The 15565-nt window shown below is 62.8% G+C and carries 12 protein-coding genes and 1 CRISPR repeat array (1 of these 13 cut by a window edge); of the genes, 2 read left to right on the plus strand and 10 right to left on the minus strand.

Annotated features, from left to right (window positions below):
• Positions 1-82 precede the first annotated feature (82 nt).
• From F787_RS0114565 to F787_RS15925, 9 genes are all read right to left on the minus strand, one after another.
• Positions 83-1183, minus strand: a complete 1101-nt coding sequence (locus tag F787_RS0114565) for a phosphoadenosine phosphosulfate reductase family protein (RefSeq protein ID WP_028492663.1) — start codon at positions 1181-1183, stop codon at positions 83-85.
• Between the two features lie 137 nt (positions 1184-1320).
• Positions 1321-1923 (minus strand): hypothetical protein, encoded by a 603-nt coding sequence (locus tag F787_RS17275; RefSeq protein WP_231373470.1) that lies wholly within the window; start codon positions 1921-1923, stop codon positions 1321-1323.
• Between the two features lie 53 nt (positions 1924-1976).
• Positions 1977-7082, minus strand: coding sequence for a DEAD/DEAH box helicase family protein (locus F787_RS0114575; RefSeq protein ID WP_028492665.1), 5106 nt, complete (start codon positions 7080-7082; stop codon positions 1977-1979).
• Between the two features lie 191 nt (positions 7083-7273).
• The gene (locus F787_RS16925) at positions 7274-8269 is read right to left on the minus strand and encodes a hypothetical protein (protein ID WP_155989640.1); all 996 of its coding nucleotides are present in this window, start codon (positions 8267-8269) and stop codon (positions 7274-7276) included.
• The gene (locus tag F787_RS15915) at positions 8266-8757 is read right to left on the minus strand and encodes a hypothetical protein (protein WP_051246201.1); all 492 of its coding nucleotides are present in this window, start codon (positions 8755-8757) and stop codon (positions 8266-8268) included. The genes F787_RS16925 and F787_RS15915 overlap by 4 nt, the downstream gene beginning before the upstream one ends.
• A 102-nt stretch (positions 8758-8859) precedes the next feature.
• A complete protein-coding gene (locus F787_RS0114595; protein ID WP_028492668.1) occupies positions 8860-9114 on the minus strand; it encodes a hypothetical protein in 255 nt (84 codons plus the stop codon).
• A gap of 60 nt (positions 9115-9174) precedes the next feature.
• A complete protein-coding gene (locus F787_RS16215) occupies positions 9175-9954 on the minus strand; it encodes an ATP-grasp domain-containing protein (RefSeq protein ID WP_051246203.1) in 780 nt (259 codons plus the stop codon).
• On the minus strand, positions 9954-10439 hold the full coding sequence (locus F787_RS0114605; protein ID WP_155989641.1) for a hypothetical protein: 486 nt from the start codon (positions 10437-10439) through the stop codon (positions 9954-9956). The genes F787_RS16215 and F787_RS0114605 overlap by 1 nt, the downstream gene beginning before the upstream one ends.
• Entirely contained in the window at positions 10432-10725 is a 294-nt protein-coding gene (locus tag F787_RS15925; RefSeq protein WP_155989642.1) for a hypothetical protein, read from the minus strand. The genes F787_RS0114605 and F787_RS15925 overlap by 8 nt, the downstream gene beginning before the upstream one ends.
• A gap of 371 nt (positions 10726-11096) precedes the next feature.
• Here F787_RS15925 and F787_RS0114615 point away from each other — a divergent pair, with 371 nt between their 5' ends.
• Positions 11097-11384, plus strand: coding sequence for an HU family DNA-binding protein (locus tag F787_RS0114615; protein ID WP_042806054.1), 288 nt, complete (start codon positions 11097-11099; stop codon positions 11382-11384).
• A 60-nt stretch (positions 11385-11444) separates the two neighbouring features.
• Complete coding sequence (locus tag F787_RS0114620) at positions 11445-11735, plus strand: DUF1294 domain-containing protein (protein ID WP_028492671.1); 291 nt, start codon at positions 11445-11447, stop codon at positions 11733-11735.
• Positions 11736-11900: 165 nt separating this feature from the next.
• Here the strand turns inward: F787_RS0114620 and F787_RS0114625 are convergent, their stop codons facing one another.
• The gene (locus F787_RS0114625; RefSeq protein WP_028492672.1) at positions 11901-13112 is read right to left on the minus strand and encodes an RNA-guided endonuclease TnpB family protein; all 1212 of its coding nucleotides are present in this window, start codon (positions 13110-13112) and stop codon (positions 11901-11903) included.
• A 270-nt stretch (positions 13113-13382) separates the two neighbouring features.
• Positions 13383-15565: direct repeats of the CRISPR family, unit length 27 nt; unit sequence GTTATCCGCCGCATGGCGGCTTAGAAG (it continues 321 nt past the right edge of the window).

Raw genomic sequence — 15565 nt, forward strand, 5'->3', positions numbered from 1 at the left:
TTCGTCGTCGCTTCAGGGTCAATATTCCATTTATCGCCGTGGTGTCGATTTTTTAACGGGCCACCGACCCCCGCCCAGGCACCTAGCTCGGACCGCACCCCGAACGGGAGAACGCCCCGGTGGGCATGAACCATTCATCCGGTTCCGAACGAACCGGCAGCGTGTATTCGGTCCGAAGGGCCTGATCGAGTACTTCGGTGTCCTGAATGGACAGGGGCTCCGCCTGCCGGGAAACATCCTTGATCGGGATGCGACTGCGGTGAATCGTGGTCCCGAAGCGATCCTCATAGGCGGCGATGTCGTCCAGACTGCCGGGGAAGTGTTCGCGCAGCGTGGCCCAGATGGTCGGGTCGTTGAAGATGCACTTCATGCAGGACGAGCGGCCCCATCCCAGCCGGTACGGTACGGGCGGCAGCACACCATGGCGCTTCAGCGCATCCCAGACCTGCTCCTCCGACCAGTGCAGAACGGGTCGCCATGCGTCCACATGCCGCGCCTTGCGTCCGGATCGGCGGTCGCAGGCATGGGGCTCCAGCTGGTTGTACTTCGCCCGGTTGGTGCTTTCCTCGCGGCGCTCCCCGGTCACGAACAGTACCCGCTTGCCGTCGAAGCGCGACTGGTTGTTCAGGGCGCGGCGGCCCACGTCGATCTTGAGCGCTGAACTGCACCAGCGGGTTTGCAGGCTGGCGGACACCTGGGGGAACTTCAGGCGAGTGCCCGGTTTCGCGCGACGGGTATCCCGATCCAGCGTCACCAGGCCCTCGGGCGTCTCGATCTTATGCGGGCGACCGTAGCTGTTCTCCTTGAGCATTTCGCCCTCGAAGCCCCCTTCCAGCCAGGAGAAGTACAGCGGGAGATCGAAAGCATCCGCCAGCTTGCGGTTGTAGTCCGCCATGAACGGCCAGTCCATCAGCGTTGAGCCCTCGCGGCCGTCCACGTCGTGGTGCCACAACTCGACCGATCCGTGATCCACGCCCTCGTCCAGCAGGTGGGCCAGGCTGGCGATGGAATCCTTGCCGCCGGACATGCACAGCACGACCCGGTCGTACTGGTCGAGGTCCACGCTGGGGGCCGAGAAATACACGCCGTCCTCGGAGGGCGACCGCGAGGATTCGCGCAGATCCACGCCCAGCGAATCGCCCAGGCCGGGGATCACCATCTGGTCGTCGTATTGATCGGACATGGTATTTGCCTTTTTTCCGGCTGTGGGCCGGAATCCGCCGCCCGCCAGGTTCGTGGACGGTTGGTTTCGATTCAGGAACCAGATTACCAGGCGCCGCCGGTTTGTCGATTTTCCGACCGCGTAAAACCCGGCGAGGATTAACCTTCCTCCAGCGAAACGTCCGGGACGACCCCTTCGACCTGGTTCCGGCTGGACAGCCAGCGTGACGGCGAGAATACCTGGAGGTCATGCAGCCGTGGCCAGAGGTCTTCGACCTCACGCTCCGCCTGCTCCAGAAACAGTGTGCGTGTCGCCTCGTTGTACGCCTCGATGATGGGCCGCACCGCGCGCACGTTGTCCCGACGAAACGCCAGCGCCCGCGTCAGGGCCTGAGAACGGTCCGCCCCGGAGCCGTCGGGTCGATACGGGAACCGGCGAACGTGCTGGCAACCCGTCTCGACTGAACGGTGGAGAACCTGGAACAGTGGCTTTCCCCGGTGGTACAGATGCGTGATCCGGGCATAGCCGGTATTCGTCCGGGACCGTTCATCATTCATCGTGGGGACCAACAGGCTGATCGCCTTCGCGGAAAACGGCCGCTCGACATACAGTTCGTTTCGGACGGTCAGTGCCTTGCGCAGCGCATCCGTCCCGGTGCCCGGCACCCAGCGGGTGAGCCGTTTGCGGGTGACCGGATGCCATCGAGTCACCAGGAAACCTTCATCCGTCGGGGAGACCGAGAAAAAGGGTCCGTAATTCATGCTCGCTCCTTCCGTGATCGCGGGGAGGCCTGCCGCCTCCCCGGTGTATTCCGTTACGCCGCCGCTGCGTCGGCGAAAAGATCCAGCGTTTCGCCCTGCTTCGGTGGGCGAGTACCAATGATCGGATCGACCGATCCCGCGTCGAAGGCTTCGGCATCCTCCGTTTCCAGGGCGAGCGCCGCCGCATCGTCCTCCACCGTCCCGGTCTCCGGCAGCGGTTCATCATCGGCATCGATGACAGCCGGTTCCGCCGTTGGGGCCAACGCCTCCGGCGTCACGATGGGGCCGTTTTCCGCCAGCCATTCGCTGAAGGTCATTTCGGGCTCGGCCTCCACCGCATCGGCGTTCTCGGCGCGCGAGGCGGACTGTTCCGACAGTTCGGCCTCGATCTCCTGAATCCGGTGGGCGACCCGATCCAGGTCTTCCCGCGTCACCTTCGGTTCCCGGTTCAGCACGTCCCGAGCGCCCGCCATTTCGTCGTGGAAGGCCTGCCACTTCCGCTCAATGCGGGGTTCGATGTTCGAGCGCAGGTCATGGACGATATTGGACAGGCGGCGGACCAACCCCGTGGGACTGATACGCTCCCCCATCTTGTAGCCGGTGACATCGGACGCGCCCTGGCCGCGCAGCCAGAACTCCGGCTGCTCGCCGGGGGAAAGGTACAGTTCCAGATTCAGGCCATTGAGCTGACCCAGCAGGAACCCTCGGCTACGCAGAACCTTTTTCGACTGGCTCAGCCCTTCGGACACCGCTTTCTCCAAGTGGGCGACGAAGGCCTTGCGATCCCCTTGGTGGGACACCGAGCCGCCATGAGGGGAAGCCAGCACGAGATCATCACCGTGGGTGTTCAGCGTGTCCAGATCCTGCCGCATCAGGTATTCCATGCGTTCCAGCGAGGCCCGGCGCTTCGCTTCGTCACTCAACGTCGATTCGGCCTTGTGCCGGGCTCGCTTCTCCCCCCGCTCAATGCTCTTGAGGTTTTTGTATTCCTCGTGCTTCTCGAAGTGTTCGAGGATGAGCGGATTGCCGGAGAGTTCGGCCTTCATCGCCGCAAAGCCGCTTTCCGCCGCTTCCGTTTCGGCGTCACTGACGGTGCGATCGTTCACCGATCCCTTGCGGACCTGACCGATGAAGTGCGCCTTGGTTTCGAGGATCGCCCAGCGCATCGCATCCAGCGTCTTCATCGTCCCGTAACGGTACAGGGCCACGGCGAAATCCGGTTCGGAGTCGCGCAGCGCGTTCCCGCGACGGATGATCCGACCGTCGCGCTGTTCCACGTCGGACGGACGGAATGGCGCATCGAGGTCGTGCTTGGCGACGAGGCGTTCCTGTACGTTCATGCCCTCGCCCATCTTCGCCGTCGTGCCGATCAGCACCCGGAGATCGCCGCAGCGCATCCGGCGAAACAGATCCTTTTTCTTCTTCGGCGTCGGGGCCTCGTGGATAAAAGCGATCTCGCGGCGCGGGATGCCCAGGGCCACCAGCTTTTCCCGGATGTCGCTGTACAGATCCATGTTCTCGTCGGCTTCGGCCTTCGGCGTGCCGCTGTCGAGAAAGATCAACTGCGTCCCGCGCACATGGTTCCAGTTCAGGTATTCATGGCAGACGTTGCGGCAGCACTCGTTGATCTTCGAGAAGGCATAATCGGGCGCGCTCGGCTCGATCATCCGGGGGTCGAGCGCGATTTTCCCGGCGTCCGAGAAAATTTTCAGGGCGTTGTCCTGCTTGGGGTCACTCGGCGGGTTGTCGGCCCGTTCCACGATGTCATCCATCATCCGCGACTGGGTGGCGCTGCGTTCGGCGTGAACCATGATCGGCTCACCCGTGCGGATTTCCGGCGTCGGCCACTCCTTCCCTTTATCGGCATAGATCGCCTTCAGGTCCGGCGTATGGATCACGTCGGCATACCGGCGATACAGCCGCATGAGTTCGGGCAGGTTGTTGAACTCCCGGAACCGGGTCTTGAGCTTGTACTTGCCGCTGCTCGAAAGCTCGTAGGCCGAAGTCGGGGTGGCGAACAGGGACGCCCAGGCATCGAACTGGTCAATGCCCATCGCCTTCAGTTCGTCCATCGCCAGAAACCGCAGCACCGTGTACATTTCGGACACGCTGTTCGAGATCGGCGTGCCTGACAGCAGGACCAGGCCACCTTCACCCTCGGTTTCCTGCACCCACCGACCCTTCAGGAGCAGGTCGAGCGAAGCCATCGAGCCATCCGGCTTGCCCAGACCGCCCACGTCCTGGTGGCCGGTGAAATAAAACAGGTTCTTGTAGGACTTGTGGTACTCGTCCACCACGATCGAATCGATGCCCATGGCATCCACCGTGACGGTCCGATCCTTCGGAGCCTTTTCGATCAACGATTCGATGCGGTTGTTGATCCGCTTCTTGGCGCGTTCCATCGATCGCAGGGTGTCCCGCGAATCGTCCATTTGCTGGGCTTCCCGGATCGCTGCTTCGAGCGATTCCCGCATTTCGTCGAGGTGGCGCGTCTTCTCGTGCGCCGGCATTTCGATGAACTGGAACGACGAGTGCGGAATGATGATGGCGTCCCAGTCGTTCAGGGCGATGCGCGAGAACAGGCGGGACCGCTTATTGCCGGCGAATTCTTCTTCCGAGGCCGCCAGCACGCGGGCATCCGGGAACGCCTTGCGGTATTCATCCGCCCACTGGCCGACGAGGTGGCCGGGGACCACGAAGCACGGCTTGTTGACCCGCCCCATGCGCTTGGCGAGGAAGGCCCCGGTGATCGCGGTCAGGGTCTTGCCAGCCCCCACCACATGGTCGATCAGCGCCGTGCCATCCTGCGCCACGCGCCAGGCCGCGTTGATCTGGTGGCGGTCGTAGACGAACGCCCGCGAGGAACCCGGCAGGGTTCCATCATCGTCCAGCAGGAACGTACCGTCGTACTGGGGCTCAACGAAGCAGTTGTAGTTCTCGTTGTAGATGGACTCCAGGCGTTCGCGGCGGTCGGCGTCGTCCATGATCCATTCGTCCCACGCCTCCCGAATCTCCCGCGCGCGGTTTTCGAGCTGACGGGTCAGGTCCATGTTCTGAACCCGCTTGCCTTCCCAATCCCGCTCAAAGACCGCCAGACGATGATGGTTGCAAAGGGCCTCGAAGATCCGGCAAAACGGCCAGTCCTCGGGGCCGCCCCAAACGGATTGGTTCTTGGCGTGATTGAGTCGGGTCACCTTCGGGAAATGCCACTGCCCCGCCACATAGCGCGGATCGTTCGGCGGCTCGGCGTCCACCATGTGCCGCATGAAGTCCGTCATCACGTCCGGCGGCAGCCAGGCCGCGCCCACCGGCACGGTGATGTCCGAAGCCGGAATCCACTCGGGCAGCACCGATTCGAGGGCTTCCACGTTCGCTTCAAAGATCGGCTGCGTTTCAGCCAGCGACTTCGCCTTCTCCAGCTTTTCGCGGACGTTGCCCGACAGGTAACGGTTCCGCGTCTCCCAGCGCGTGAAATACGCATCCGCCGGGAAGACCTGCCCCTTTAGAGCCTCCATGAGCGTGGCACTGTCGATGCGGCTGCGCTGCTCCATGTACGGAAAGTCCACACCGCCCTTGTACGTCAGGGAGTCCAGAAGTGCCGCCTCCGGGGTTTGCGGGCGCTGATGGTCCCGAGACGGATGGATGGTGCGGCGATGCAGGATGTCCGATTCGCGCCAGGAGGGATCGCGCGGCTCGTCGTCCTCCTTGGCCGCCTGCGCGGCCGTCAGGCCGGGGTCGTAGTCTAGTTCCAGACCCTGGATCAGCGCATAATCCGGGTCTTCGCGGTACACGCTGGCGTTGGCCCGGGCATGGATCGCCCCGAAGCGTTTGACGAATGCACGGTAGTTCTCGCGCAGTTCATCGCGCATGGACTCGATGCGGCTTTCCGGGGCGTCGGAGGATTCCGCATCCAGCAGATCGCGCAGACGGTCGCGCAGATCCCGCATGGCGTTCATCCGCTTCAGGCGAGCCCCCTTGATGCCCGGAACACGGCACCAACGCGCCTGATCGGCATGATCCGGCAGCCGCTGAACCACGTCGCCGGTTTCCCGATCCTGCGCGAACCCGAATACGGCGGCGGGCGCGTCGGGAACAATCGAGGGGTCCGCCTCGTCCTCGACCCCCTCCCCGGTCATCACCGGCTCAAGATCCTGTTCGATGCGATGGGTCAGGCCGTCCAGCCAGCCCGGGGCCGCATCTTCGAGCGTGAAGGCGGGACGCATGTACTGGTTCGTCTTCACCTCCGGGGTGCCGATCAGGTGCCCCGGACGAAAATCGAAATAGCCGCAGATCGCGTCGGTGCCATCCTGGCCGTGGATCACGCAGCCATCCTTCTCCGACCATTCATCGGCGTTGTGTTCGACGCCGTTATCCGGGTCCACGCGCTGCAGGAACACCACGTCGGTGACCACCTCGGCCCCCGCTGAACGGAACACGTTGGTTGGCAGGCGATACGCTGCGATCAGGCGCGTCCGGGCCCGGAGCCAGTCGAGCGCGGCGTTTTCTCCGTCCAGGGTGTACCGGGACACGACGAACGCGCCCAGACCGCCCGGACGCACCCGGCTCATGGCCTTGGCGATGGTGAAGGTATGGATCGGGCCGGACGGCGTCTTGCCGGACAGGTCATCGACCGTATGCCGGTCATAGGGCGGGTTCCCGATCGCCATATCATACGAATCCGCCTGAAGCGGCGTGGACTCGAACGAGCGGTTGAGGACATGGTGATCCGGGTACAGGTAACCGGCGATGCGCGCGCTCACCGGATCGAGTTCGATCCCGGTGAACGACATCGAGGCCGCCAGATCATCGGGGGCGTGTTCGATGAACGCGCCCGCCCCTACGGTCGGCTCCAGCACCTTGCCGCCCTCGAAACCGAGACGGCGCACTCCATCGTACATCGCGCGGATCAGCTCGGGCGGCGTGAAATACGCGTCCAGCACCGATGCCTGCATGGCGTCGTACTCGTCGGGCGAGACCAGCTGGCGCAGTTCACGACGCACGCCTTCGTGCTCGTCCTTCGCGGGATCGAAGACCGCGGCATGGGCACCCCAGCCCCTGTAGGCCAGCAGATCGGCACGTTCGGCATCCGAGAGATCACGCGGGTTCGCGTCCAGATCCGCCAGCAGACGCAGCGCAGTGAGATTCGCTTGGATCGACATAAGAATAGCTCCTTTCGGTGTCTTTGCGGCTAAGGGCCGAAACCTGTTTTTGCTTTATCCGGAAGGGATGAAATCAACGGACTCAAGAATACCGAAAGAAGGCCATGTGTCGATTTCTTCAGGGGGGTGATTTTAAGAAAAAAGACCCGCCTCGTTGCTGCAAAACGAAGCGGGACGAAAAGATCATCGCATCAGGAACACACTGCCTGTTCTTTTGGAACGCTCTGTTTTGATCGGGTGTTTCGAGGTTTCGATTTAGAGGATTTCGTGGCGGGCGAAGATTTCGGTTTCGACTGAGTGTTCGCGTTGGACCTGGACGACGAGGCACCCGATTGTTTCGGGTTGGCTTTCTTCTTGCCGGAGCCCTTCGACGATTTCGACGGCTTCGGGGCCGAGGATTTAGGACTCGCTGAAGAAGCCGCAGGCTGCGCCTTCTGGCCGCTGGAAGAGTTCGCCTGGCTTTTCTTTTTGGCAGGCGAACCCGAGGCACCGGACTTGGAGGGCTGGCCCTGGGACTTCTTGTTACCCTGGGCCGTTTTCCCGCCCTTCTGTGAACCCCCTTTGGATGGCGGACCAGAGGCACCAGGCGGCGCATAAGTGCCCGCGAAGTCCGACTGGGAAGGGTCGAAGAAAGCACCTTCGGCTTTGCCCTTGATCGCGTGCCGGGCCAGATGGTGGGCAGCCCGAATATCGAGGTAATGGCGGTCGTTCCCATGGAGCAGACGGATGCGACCCGCCATGAGTCGAAGGTTGGAGAGAGCCCGCTGGAGATAGATGGATTGGCGAATCCGGCCGGGGATGGATGCCGGCCGCGCCGGGTTGGCGCCGCGTATCCCGACTGACGCCGCCAGCGACGAGACAAGCGCCAGATGATCGCCGTGCATGGTGACCGGGCGGCCCGCCCAGACGGCATATTCCGTCGCCATCCAGAGTCCCAGCAGTTCCGCTTCAAGGGAACTGAGCTGGCGGCCGCCGGGGAACGCCTCCGGCCCCTCCACGCGCCAGAAACTTCGTCGGTGATGTCCGTCCACGACCACCAGGGCTGCGCTGACACGGCTGAAGTCCGGGGCCACGCTCCCATCGCTGTACAGGTGGACCGAGCCGCCGACCGGAACGCTGTCGGATGACTCGCGGCGCTGAACGGGTCGCCCGAGGTAATCCCGGGGGTCGTGGAATCGCAGGGTCATGTCGTCGCCTCCCGGTGCGTTCCCAGGGCCGCACGCAGATTGCCGATGGTTTCCCGGTCCTCCCCGAAGGTGGCGCTTTGCAGTTCCGGGTGGCGCGACAGGATCACATCCAACGCCTCGCGGCATTGCCGAAGCTGGCGGTCGTTTTCCTCGCGCGGATCCGGGATCGGCTCCGGCGCACGGCGGTCCGGGTCGTCCCCGCGAACCATGGCGATCGCGGCATCCATCTGGGGGTTTCGATAGAACGCCCCGTTGCGTACCTGGCTGATGGATTCGAGTTCTCGCCGCGCCGCTTCCAGGGACTCGGTGACGGCTTTCAGTGCCCCGATCTCGACCGGGCCCTCGATACCCTGACACGCATCCATGCACCAGGCGATATTGGCGAAGTCGATGGCGCGGAGCGTCACCCGACCGCTTCGGGATTCGATCGTCGGCGGGCGACCCGAGGTGGGTGTCCAGGCCGGAGCGTTGGGATTCAGGTTCGACATGCGATCTTTCCTCTTCGGTTGGGGTTCAGAACCACCGTACCTAAAGGAAGCATCCTGTCGATTTTTTGAACGAAGGAATGATTGCTTAGAGCAGAGCGAAAATCAGAATGAATGGCTTTCCGAAATGGAGTGAAAGTCCACCTCGAGGTTCAGCGGGGACGAATCGAAAAAAGAGGTATGCACGATGGGGTCGTGCGGCGTGGACGGAACGTGGACCGAAATGCGCCAGTAAGCACCGCGAGGGCGTTCAAACGAAACAGTGGCATTCCCGCCGGGAAACCGTGAACGCAGCGTTTGGTACGCTTCTTGGCTGGTATGGCATTCGATGCAGTCCGTTCCCTGAATGATCCGGTACATCCGGCGCTTCCTCCTTGATGCAACAGGACGCCCGGATCGTAGCGAAGAGAACGCTGAAGGTTAAGAGACCGGAAGCGAATGCCCCGTGATCTGGGCCTGGCGGGCGGCGACCAGCCGCAGGTACTCCCGGGGGTCGAACCCCGAATAGAAGCCGATGGCCCATCCATCGGTCGCCTCCACCAGTACGGTATCGCCCTCCCCGTCCACCGCGAAGTCGAGCGCGCAGCCCGCCGGCATCGGGTCCTCTTCGGAGCAACGCCAGGCCTCGATGGCCTCCATGATGACGGACATATCCAGAGCGCCCGGTGGCGGCGTGTCGTTCGGGTCATAGCGAACCGCGCCGCGCATACGCCCCTGGTGGACATAGACGCGGTACTCCGCGTGCGGGTCGAACACCGAGGAAGTCCAGACCGGCGTGGAATCCGGCCAACCGGCGCCGGGCCAGTGTTCGGACGACACGGCCGGATCCAGCACCCCCGCGTCGAACGCCTTACCGCGCTGCGGCTTCACGAAAACACAGTGCGGTTCCCGACGAGCCTCCCCCAGCGTTTTCGGCTGGACTTCGCGTTTCAGAAAAGGACGCAGCGGCTCCGGGTAGTCGATGTCTTCGGGGATCGGGCAGTCGTGTTGCCGCCAGTGCGCGTGCAGGACTTCCACCGATCCAATGACGATGGCTTCGGGCTCCAGTTGCAGCGAACCGTTCAGCACTTCTTCGCCCGAGAACACCCGGACATCGAGGCTTCGGTCGAGGGTTCCCTGCAGAAAAACGGCTTTTCCTTCCGCCGACAGCGGGCCTCCATCCGGGGACCTCTGCACACGAATGGGTCGATAGATCGGCATCACGCATACCTCCGTTCCGGTTGATCCGCTTCCAGCAGGCCGCCGCCTGCGCCGAGGATGGAATCCAGATCCGCTTTACACCAGCGACCGCCGCTCCCGGCCCAGACGACGTACGCCGGGCTGATATAGGGCTCGTTGATAAACCCGGCGTAGGCATGCTGAACATGGACCGTCCGCTTGCGCCGATTGGTTGAGGGGTCTTCGTGAACACACGAAACCTGCACCCCTTTAGGGATCTGTAGACGAGCCCCGCGAGCGTACCCCTGGAGGGAGATGCCGGCCGCCACGAACGGGCCAAAGAACAGTCCGTACCCCTCGATCGGGCCGTCACCGTGGACGGCCAGTACCCGCCGGATCACATCCCGGGTTTCCTCATCGAGATCGCCGGACGTTGCCAGTTCTTCCAGAGACTCCCGTGTGATCCGCTCGACGGGGAGCGGGACCTGGAAGCGGGCAAGATGGCTCAAGCAGGCTGGCTTATTCATCGAAGCGGCCCTCCTCGGGCACGTCGTCGTCCCAGTCGTCTTCGTCGCAGTGGTTCCCGTGCGCTTCCAGAGCCGTTTTCAGCCCTTCGATGTACCGCTCGTCCAGCACGTCGATCCCGGCAACCGCGTGCGCAAGCACCAGCGAGTCGATCGCATTCGGAACCTCATCCGCAGGAGCCGAGCTGCGGGCACCCACATAGCGACCATCGGGCTGTTGTCTGTACAGAGAGATCGTCCAGCCGGAGCCAACCGGGATCTCGATGGTCTTGCCAGTCGGATTGTTCATGGTTTCTTTCGAGTCCTGCATTTCGCTTCTCCATTGTCCGGATTGGGCCGGAATCCCGTTGCTTCATCGGATCAAGAATGCCTTCGGAAACAATCTATCAAATCCGGGGAGGGTGTCGATTTTTATGCGAGCGGGAAACGGGTGCCGATACGGACGATAGTGCCAATGAAAAGACGAATGGAGGAAGGAAATTGGTCACGGGGCTCTTTACCGAGGGGGAATCTGCGATACACTGCGTACTCGTCAAACCCGGCTGAAAATTGCGCTTGCCGGCGAATGGCACGAAGATGAAGTGGCCCGATCGGGGTAAAAACGGTTGCCGCAACACCCCGGGGAGGCATGTTCTGAATCAACGAAAGGAGTTCAAATTGATGGACAACAATACGATCGGAAAGGGTGAACTGGTGGAAACGGTGGCGGACTTGGCCGGCCTCTCGAAAACCCAAGCGAAGGAAGTGATCGAAGCAACCTTCCAGAAGATCGAGGATCACCTGCGGAAAGGAGACGGCTACAAGGTCCGCATCCACAACTTCGGCACATTCGAGACGCGGCATCGCGAGGCCCGCGAGGCGCACAACCCCGCCAGCGGCGGCAAGGTGCAGGTGCCGGCGAAAAACGTCGCGGCCTTCAAGCCGGCCACGGCCCTGAAGGATCTCTAAGGGCCATCGCAATGCTCACGGCGGCGGGCACGGTCCCGCCGCCTGTCCAGGGAAGGCCCCATGGAATTGACCCCATCGCTCGCAGGCGGGATGCTCATCGCACTCGCCGTTTTCAATCTGGTGTCCTACGCCCTCTATGCGTTCGACAAGCACATGGCGCGTCAGGGCCACGGGCGAATCCCCGAAAAGATGTTGCTGGCGGTCGATCTGGCGGGTGGATTCCCGGCCGGCTTCACGGCCCAGCGCCAGTTTCGGCACAAGACCCGCAAGACTTCGTTCCAGGTCCAGTGGTGGGCCGCGGCGGTGGTGTCCGTGGCCGGTTGGTCGTGGGTAGTGATGCAGGGGGTCTAGCGAACGGCGGCAACGGCAACGGTGACAACAGCGACAACGGTAGCGAAGAGTGATCGGGCTGGCGTGCGGCGCATGGATATGAACTACTCCCGCCAAGCCTTTCAGGCTATGGCGTGAGTTTTGCGCTTCACGGGGCGTGCCGGATCATCCGGGGATGATCCGGTCTTACCGCCCTCCACGCGTCGGCCCGGTTCCCGACCGAATGACTTGCTGCTCGGCCCAGGCCATCAGGACCCGGGCGGCGTTTTCGTCCCGCGAGCAGGACGCGCCACAGGCACACGCATGGTGCCGCTGGCCGAGCGGCTTCTTCTCCTGACGCCCGCAGGCGTGGCAGGTCTGCGAGGGCTTGAGCTGCCGCGTCGGGGCCTCCATCGCCCAGGCACCAGCCTCCTCCGCTTTGTACCCGAGCCGTTGATGAAAAGCCCCGCCGGCGGCATCGAGGATGCTGCGGTTCAGGCCCTTTTTGTACGGACCGCCGGAGGCGGTCATGTTGCGGATGTTCAGCGCCTCCAGTCCCAGGACGGCGAATTGCCCAACAAGCCGCGCCGTCGTCTGGTGCAGAAAATCGTTTCTCTGATTCGCCACCTTGCGGTGAAGGCGGCGCAGGCGCTCGTATTGCCGCTGGAGCCGGTTGGAGACCGGGAAGCGGCGCGTCCTGCCGGACGCCTTCTTCGCCGCCTCCTCCTTGCGGGAGATATCCCGCTGGACCCGTCGGATCTCGCCCAGGGTCCGGGCCATGTGGCGCGGGTTGTCGATGGTTTCGGTCCCCTCGGGGGTCGCCATGGTGGCAAAGGTCTCAACGCCCCAGTCCAGTCCGCCGAGTTGATCGCCGCGCTCCCGCTCCGGTTCGCAGTCCAGCGTGATACTGGCGTACCAACGCCCGCCGAGCCGGATGATCTCGCAGGTCTTCGGGGTGCCCGGTGTGCGGGGTTTGCCGCGAATGGCCACCTTGCCGATGCCGGACAGGCGCAGGGTGCCGTGTTTCATGCGCTCGTTGGTGATCAGGCTCCAGCCGTCACCGTGGTTTTTGTACCCCCAGCCCTTGAAGCGATGCAGCGGCTTGAAACGGGGAAACCCCGGCGTCTCGCCGTTTTGCACCCGGCGAAAGAAATGCTTGAACGCCAGGTCCAGGCGTTTGAGCGTGACCTGTTCGGACTGGGCATTGAGACCGCGAAGCAATTTCGACTGATGGCGCCACTTCGTCAGAATCTTGCACTGATCCGAGAACTTCAGTGATTCCCGACGCTCGCCCCAGGCCCGGCGCCGTTCGGCCAGCGCCTCATTCCACAACAGGCAATGGACCCAACGCTGGTGCTCCAGGGCGGCCAGTTGTTCCGCCGTGGGATAAAGCCGGTATGTGACTTTGCGCTGAACCATCGTGGCTCCAATATACGCCGAGCATCCATTGATGCAATTTTTCTGGCGGGACCGCCCTGCGCCGCTTCACCACCCCCTAAGCCGCTGCGCGGCTATAGGCGGAGCACTGCGGCGCGGATTGGTAGCACCAAGAAATACGATGTTGGAAGTGCGGGATATGAGATGATCGAAAAATCAATCGCTTACAAAGACCGTACAGAAAACATCGTATTTCGGGTGTTTGTGCGTCTTTCGTTAATCGAAAGAGAGGTTTACGATAAAATGCGCCGTGTTATCCGCCGCATGGCGGCTTAGAAGACCGCGCGGCAGGGGTTTGCGCGGCCCTCCGGGTTATCCGCCGCATGGCGGCTTAGAAGCCTCGATGCGGAGGCCCATCTCGTACTGAAGCGTTATCCGCCGCATGGCGGCTTAGAAGCGGCGCTTCGCGCCGCATGGTCCGCTCGCTCCGTTATCCGCCGCATGGCGGCTTAGAAGTGCCGCGCGGTGGCTCATCCAGGGATGAGCCAGTTATCCGCCGCATGGCGGCTTAGAAGCTGATGGGCTTCGACGACAGCTTCCGTATCCCGTTATCCGCCGCATGGCGGCTTAGAAGATCGAGGATTCGGGCGGAGAGGTGGATCCTCGGTTATCCGCCGCATGGCGGCTTAGAAGTGCGCCAGCTTCCGGCGAATCTGCTCGATTTCGTTATCCGCCGCATGGCGGCTTAGAAGTCGACCTGAACGCACCAGGTCTCGCCCTGGGCGTTATCCGCCGCATGGCGGCTTAGAAGCATCGGTGGGTGGCTCATCCAGGGATGAGCCAGTTATCCGCCGCATGGCGGCTTAGAAGTCCTCGGGTGTAGAGGCGAGTTCGGGTACTCGGTTATCCGCCGCATGGCGGCTTAGAAGGCAGTGTGGGCGCATATCACAGGCTGATATGCGTTATCCGCCGCATGGCGGCTTAGAAGACACCCGGACGCGCGTGCATGCGTCGGTAAGCGTTATCCGCCGCATGGCGGCTTAGAAGGCGATCCGGGACGTGAATGAGCACTCCGACCGTTATCCGCCGCATGGCGGCTTAGAAGAGGACCAGGAGCAGCACACCCGGCCAAAGGGGGTTATCCGCCGCATGGCGGCTTAGAAGTCGTAGTGCTGGAGCTGATCGCGAGCGAACGCGTTATCCGCCGCATGGCGGCTTAGAAGTCCACCGCCCAGCTATCACCCTCCCCAATGATGTTATCCGCCGCATGGCGGCTTAGAAGGACCATGTGGGCATGACCTGGTGGAACCGGCTGTTATCCGCCGCATGGCGGCTTAGAAGATGCCGGGTGACATGGATGGAAGCCAGCGTCTGTTATCCGCCGCATGGCGGCTTAGAAGATCTCTTCCAGCAGCTCGAGCTGCCAGTCGTCGTTATCCGCCGCATGGCGGCTTAGAAGGACTGGATCGGCATGACATGGTGGAATCGTCTGTTATCCGCCGCATGGCGGCTTAGAAGATCGACGCATACCGCGCGTATATCGCCTTCTTGTTATCCGCCGCATGGCGGCTTAGAAGTTTGAGACCGCCGACCCGGCTGACCTGGTTCCGTTATCCGCCGCATGGCGGCTTAGAAGAGGTCATGCCGATCCAGTCGGAGTGCTTCACTGTTATCCGCCGCATGGCGGCTTAGAAGTCCCCCCAGACCCCCCTCCGGGGGCATCTTCAGTTATCCGCCGCATGGCGGCTTAGAAGGTGAATGGCTCCGTGATGCGCCTTTGGGTGATGTTATCCGCCGCATGGCGGCTTAGAAGATCCGGAGCAGATGGGCGGGAGCAAAGACTCCGTTATCCGCCGCATGGCGGCTTAGAAGCCACGCCGGGGGTTGATGGGCACAGAAAAACCGTTATCCGCCGCATGGCGGCTTAGAAGGGAGCGGATCGGCCCGGCCAGACCGCGGAGCGGTTATCCGCCGCATGGCGGCTTAGAAGATGCGTAGTCGTTCCGGTTCTGCTCGACCCGTGTTATCCGCCGCATGGCGGCTTAGAAGACCGTGCCGTGGCTCATGTCGCCGCGCTCCCGGTTATCCGCCGCATGGCGGCTTAGAAGAGTGGTTTGGCACGTTCAGGAATCGACCGGTTGTTATCCGCCGCATGGCGGCTTAGAAGACCGCGCGGCAGGGGTTTGCGCGGCCCTCCGGGTTATCCGCCGCATGGCGGCTTAGAAGTTGCGCGGACCATCGCGACGGTTTCACCGCCCGTTATCCGCCGCATGGCGGCTTAGAAGAACCACGCCTGACCGATGATGTCGGCCCGGCCGTTATCCGCCGCATGGCGGCTTAGAAGTCACGCTGATCGGCGGGATCCGTACTTCAGTGGTTATCCGCCGCATGGCGGCTTAGAAGGTCACCTGGCGTCGTGGGGTCTTGCCGGTTTCGTTATCCGCCGCATGGCGGCTTAGAAGAGCGCCGCGTACCACGCTGGACTCTCACCATTG

The organism is Thioalkalivibrio sp. ALE19, from assembly GCF_000428605.1.
Lineage (GTDB): Bacteria > Pseudomonadota > Gammaproteobacteria > Ectothiorhodospirales > Ectothiorhodospiraceae > Thioalkalivibrio.

Coding starts and splice junctions, on each gene's coding strand:
- F787_RS16925 (WP_155989640.1), bottom strand. CDS start 8,269: ATGACCCTGCGATTCCACGACCCCCGGGATTACCTCGGGCGACCCGTT.
- F787_RS17275 (WP_231373470.1), bottom strand. CDS start 1,923: ATGAATTACGGACCCTTTTTCTCGGTCTCCCCGACGGATGAAGGTTTC.
- F787_RS0114620 (WP_028492671.1), top strand. CDS start 11,445: ATGGAATTGACCCCATCGCTCGCAGGCGGGATGCTCATCGCACTCGCC.
- F787_RS15925 (WP_155989642.1), bottom strand. CDS start 10,725: ATGAACAATCCGACTGGCAAGACCATCGAGATCCCGGTTGGCTCCGGC.
- F787_RS0114595 (WP_028492668.1), bottom strand. CDS start 9,114: ATGTACCGGATCATTCAGGGAACGGACTGCATCGAATGCCATACCAGC.
- F787_RS0114575 (WP_028492665.1), bottom strand. CDS start 7,082: ATGTCGATCCAAGCGAATCTCACTGCGCTGCGTCTGCTGGCGGATCTG.
- F787_RS0114605 (WP_155989641.1), bottom strand. CDS start 10,439: ATGAATAAGCCAGCCTGCTTGAGCCATCTTGCCCGCTTCCAGGTCCCG.
- F787_RS16215 (WP_051246203.1), bottom strand. CDS start 9,954: ATGCCGATCTATCGACCCATTCGTGTGCAGAGGTCCCCGGATGGAGGC.
- F787_RS0114625 (WP_028492672.1), bottom strand. CDS start 13,112: ATGGTTCAGCGCAAAGTCACATACCGGCTTTATCCCACGGCGGAACAA.
- F787_RS0114565 (WP_028492663.1), bottom strand. CDS start 1,183: ATGTCCGATCAATACGACGACCAGATGGTGATCCCCGGCCTGGGCGAT.
- F787_RS0114615 (WP_042806054.1), top strand. CDS start 11,097: ATGGACAACAATACGATCGGAAAGGGTGAACTGGTGGAAACGGTGGCG.
- F787_RS15915 (WP_051246201.1), bottom strand. CDS start 8,757: ATGTCGAACCTGAATCCCAACGCTCCGGCCTGGACACCCACCTCGGGT.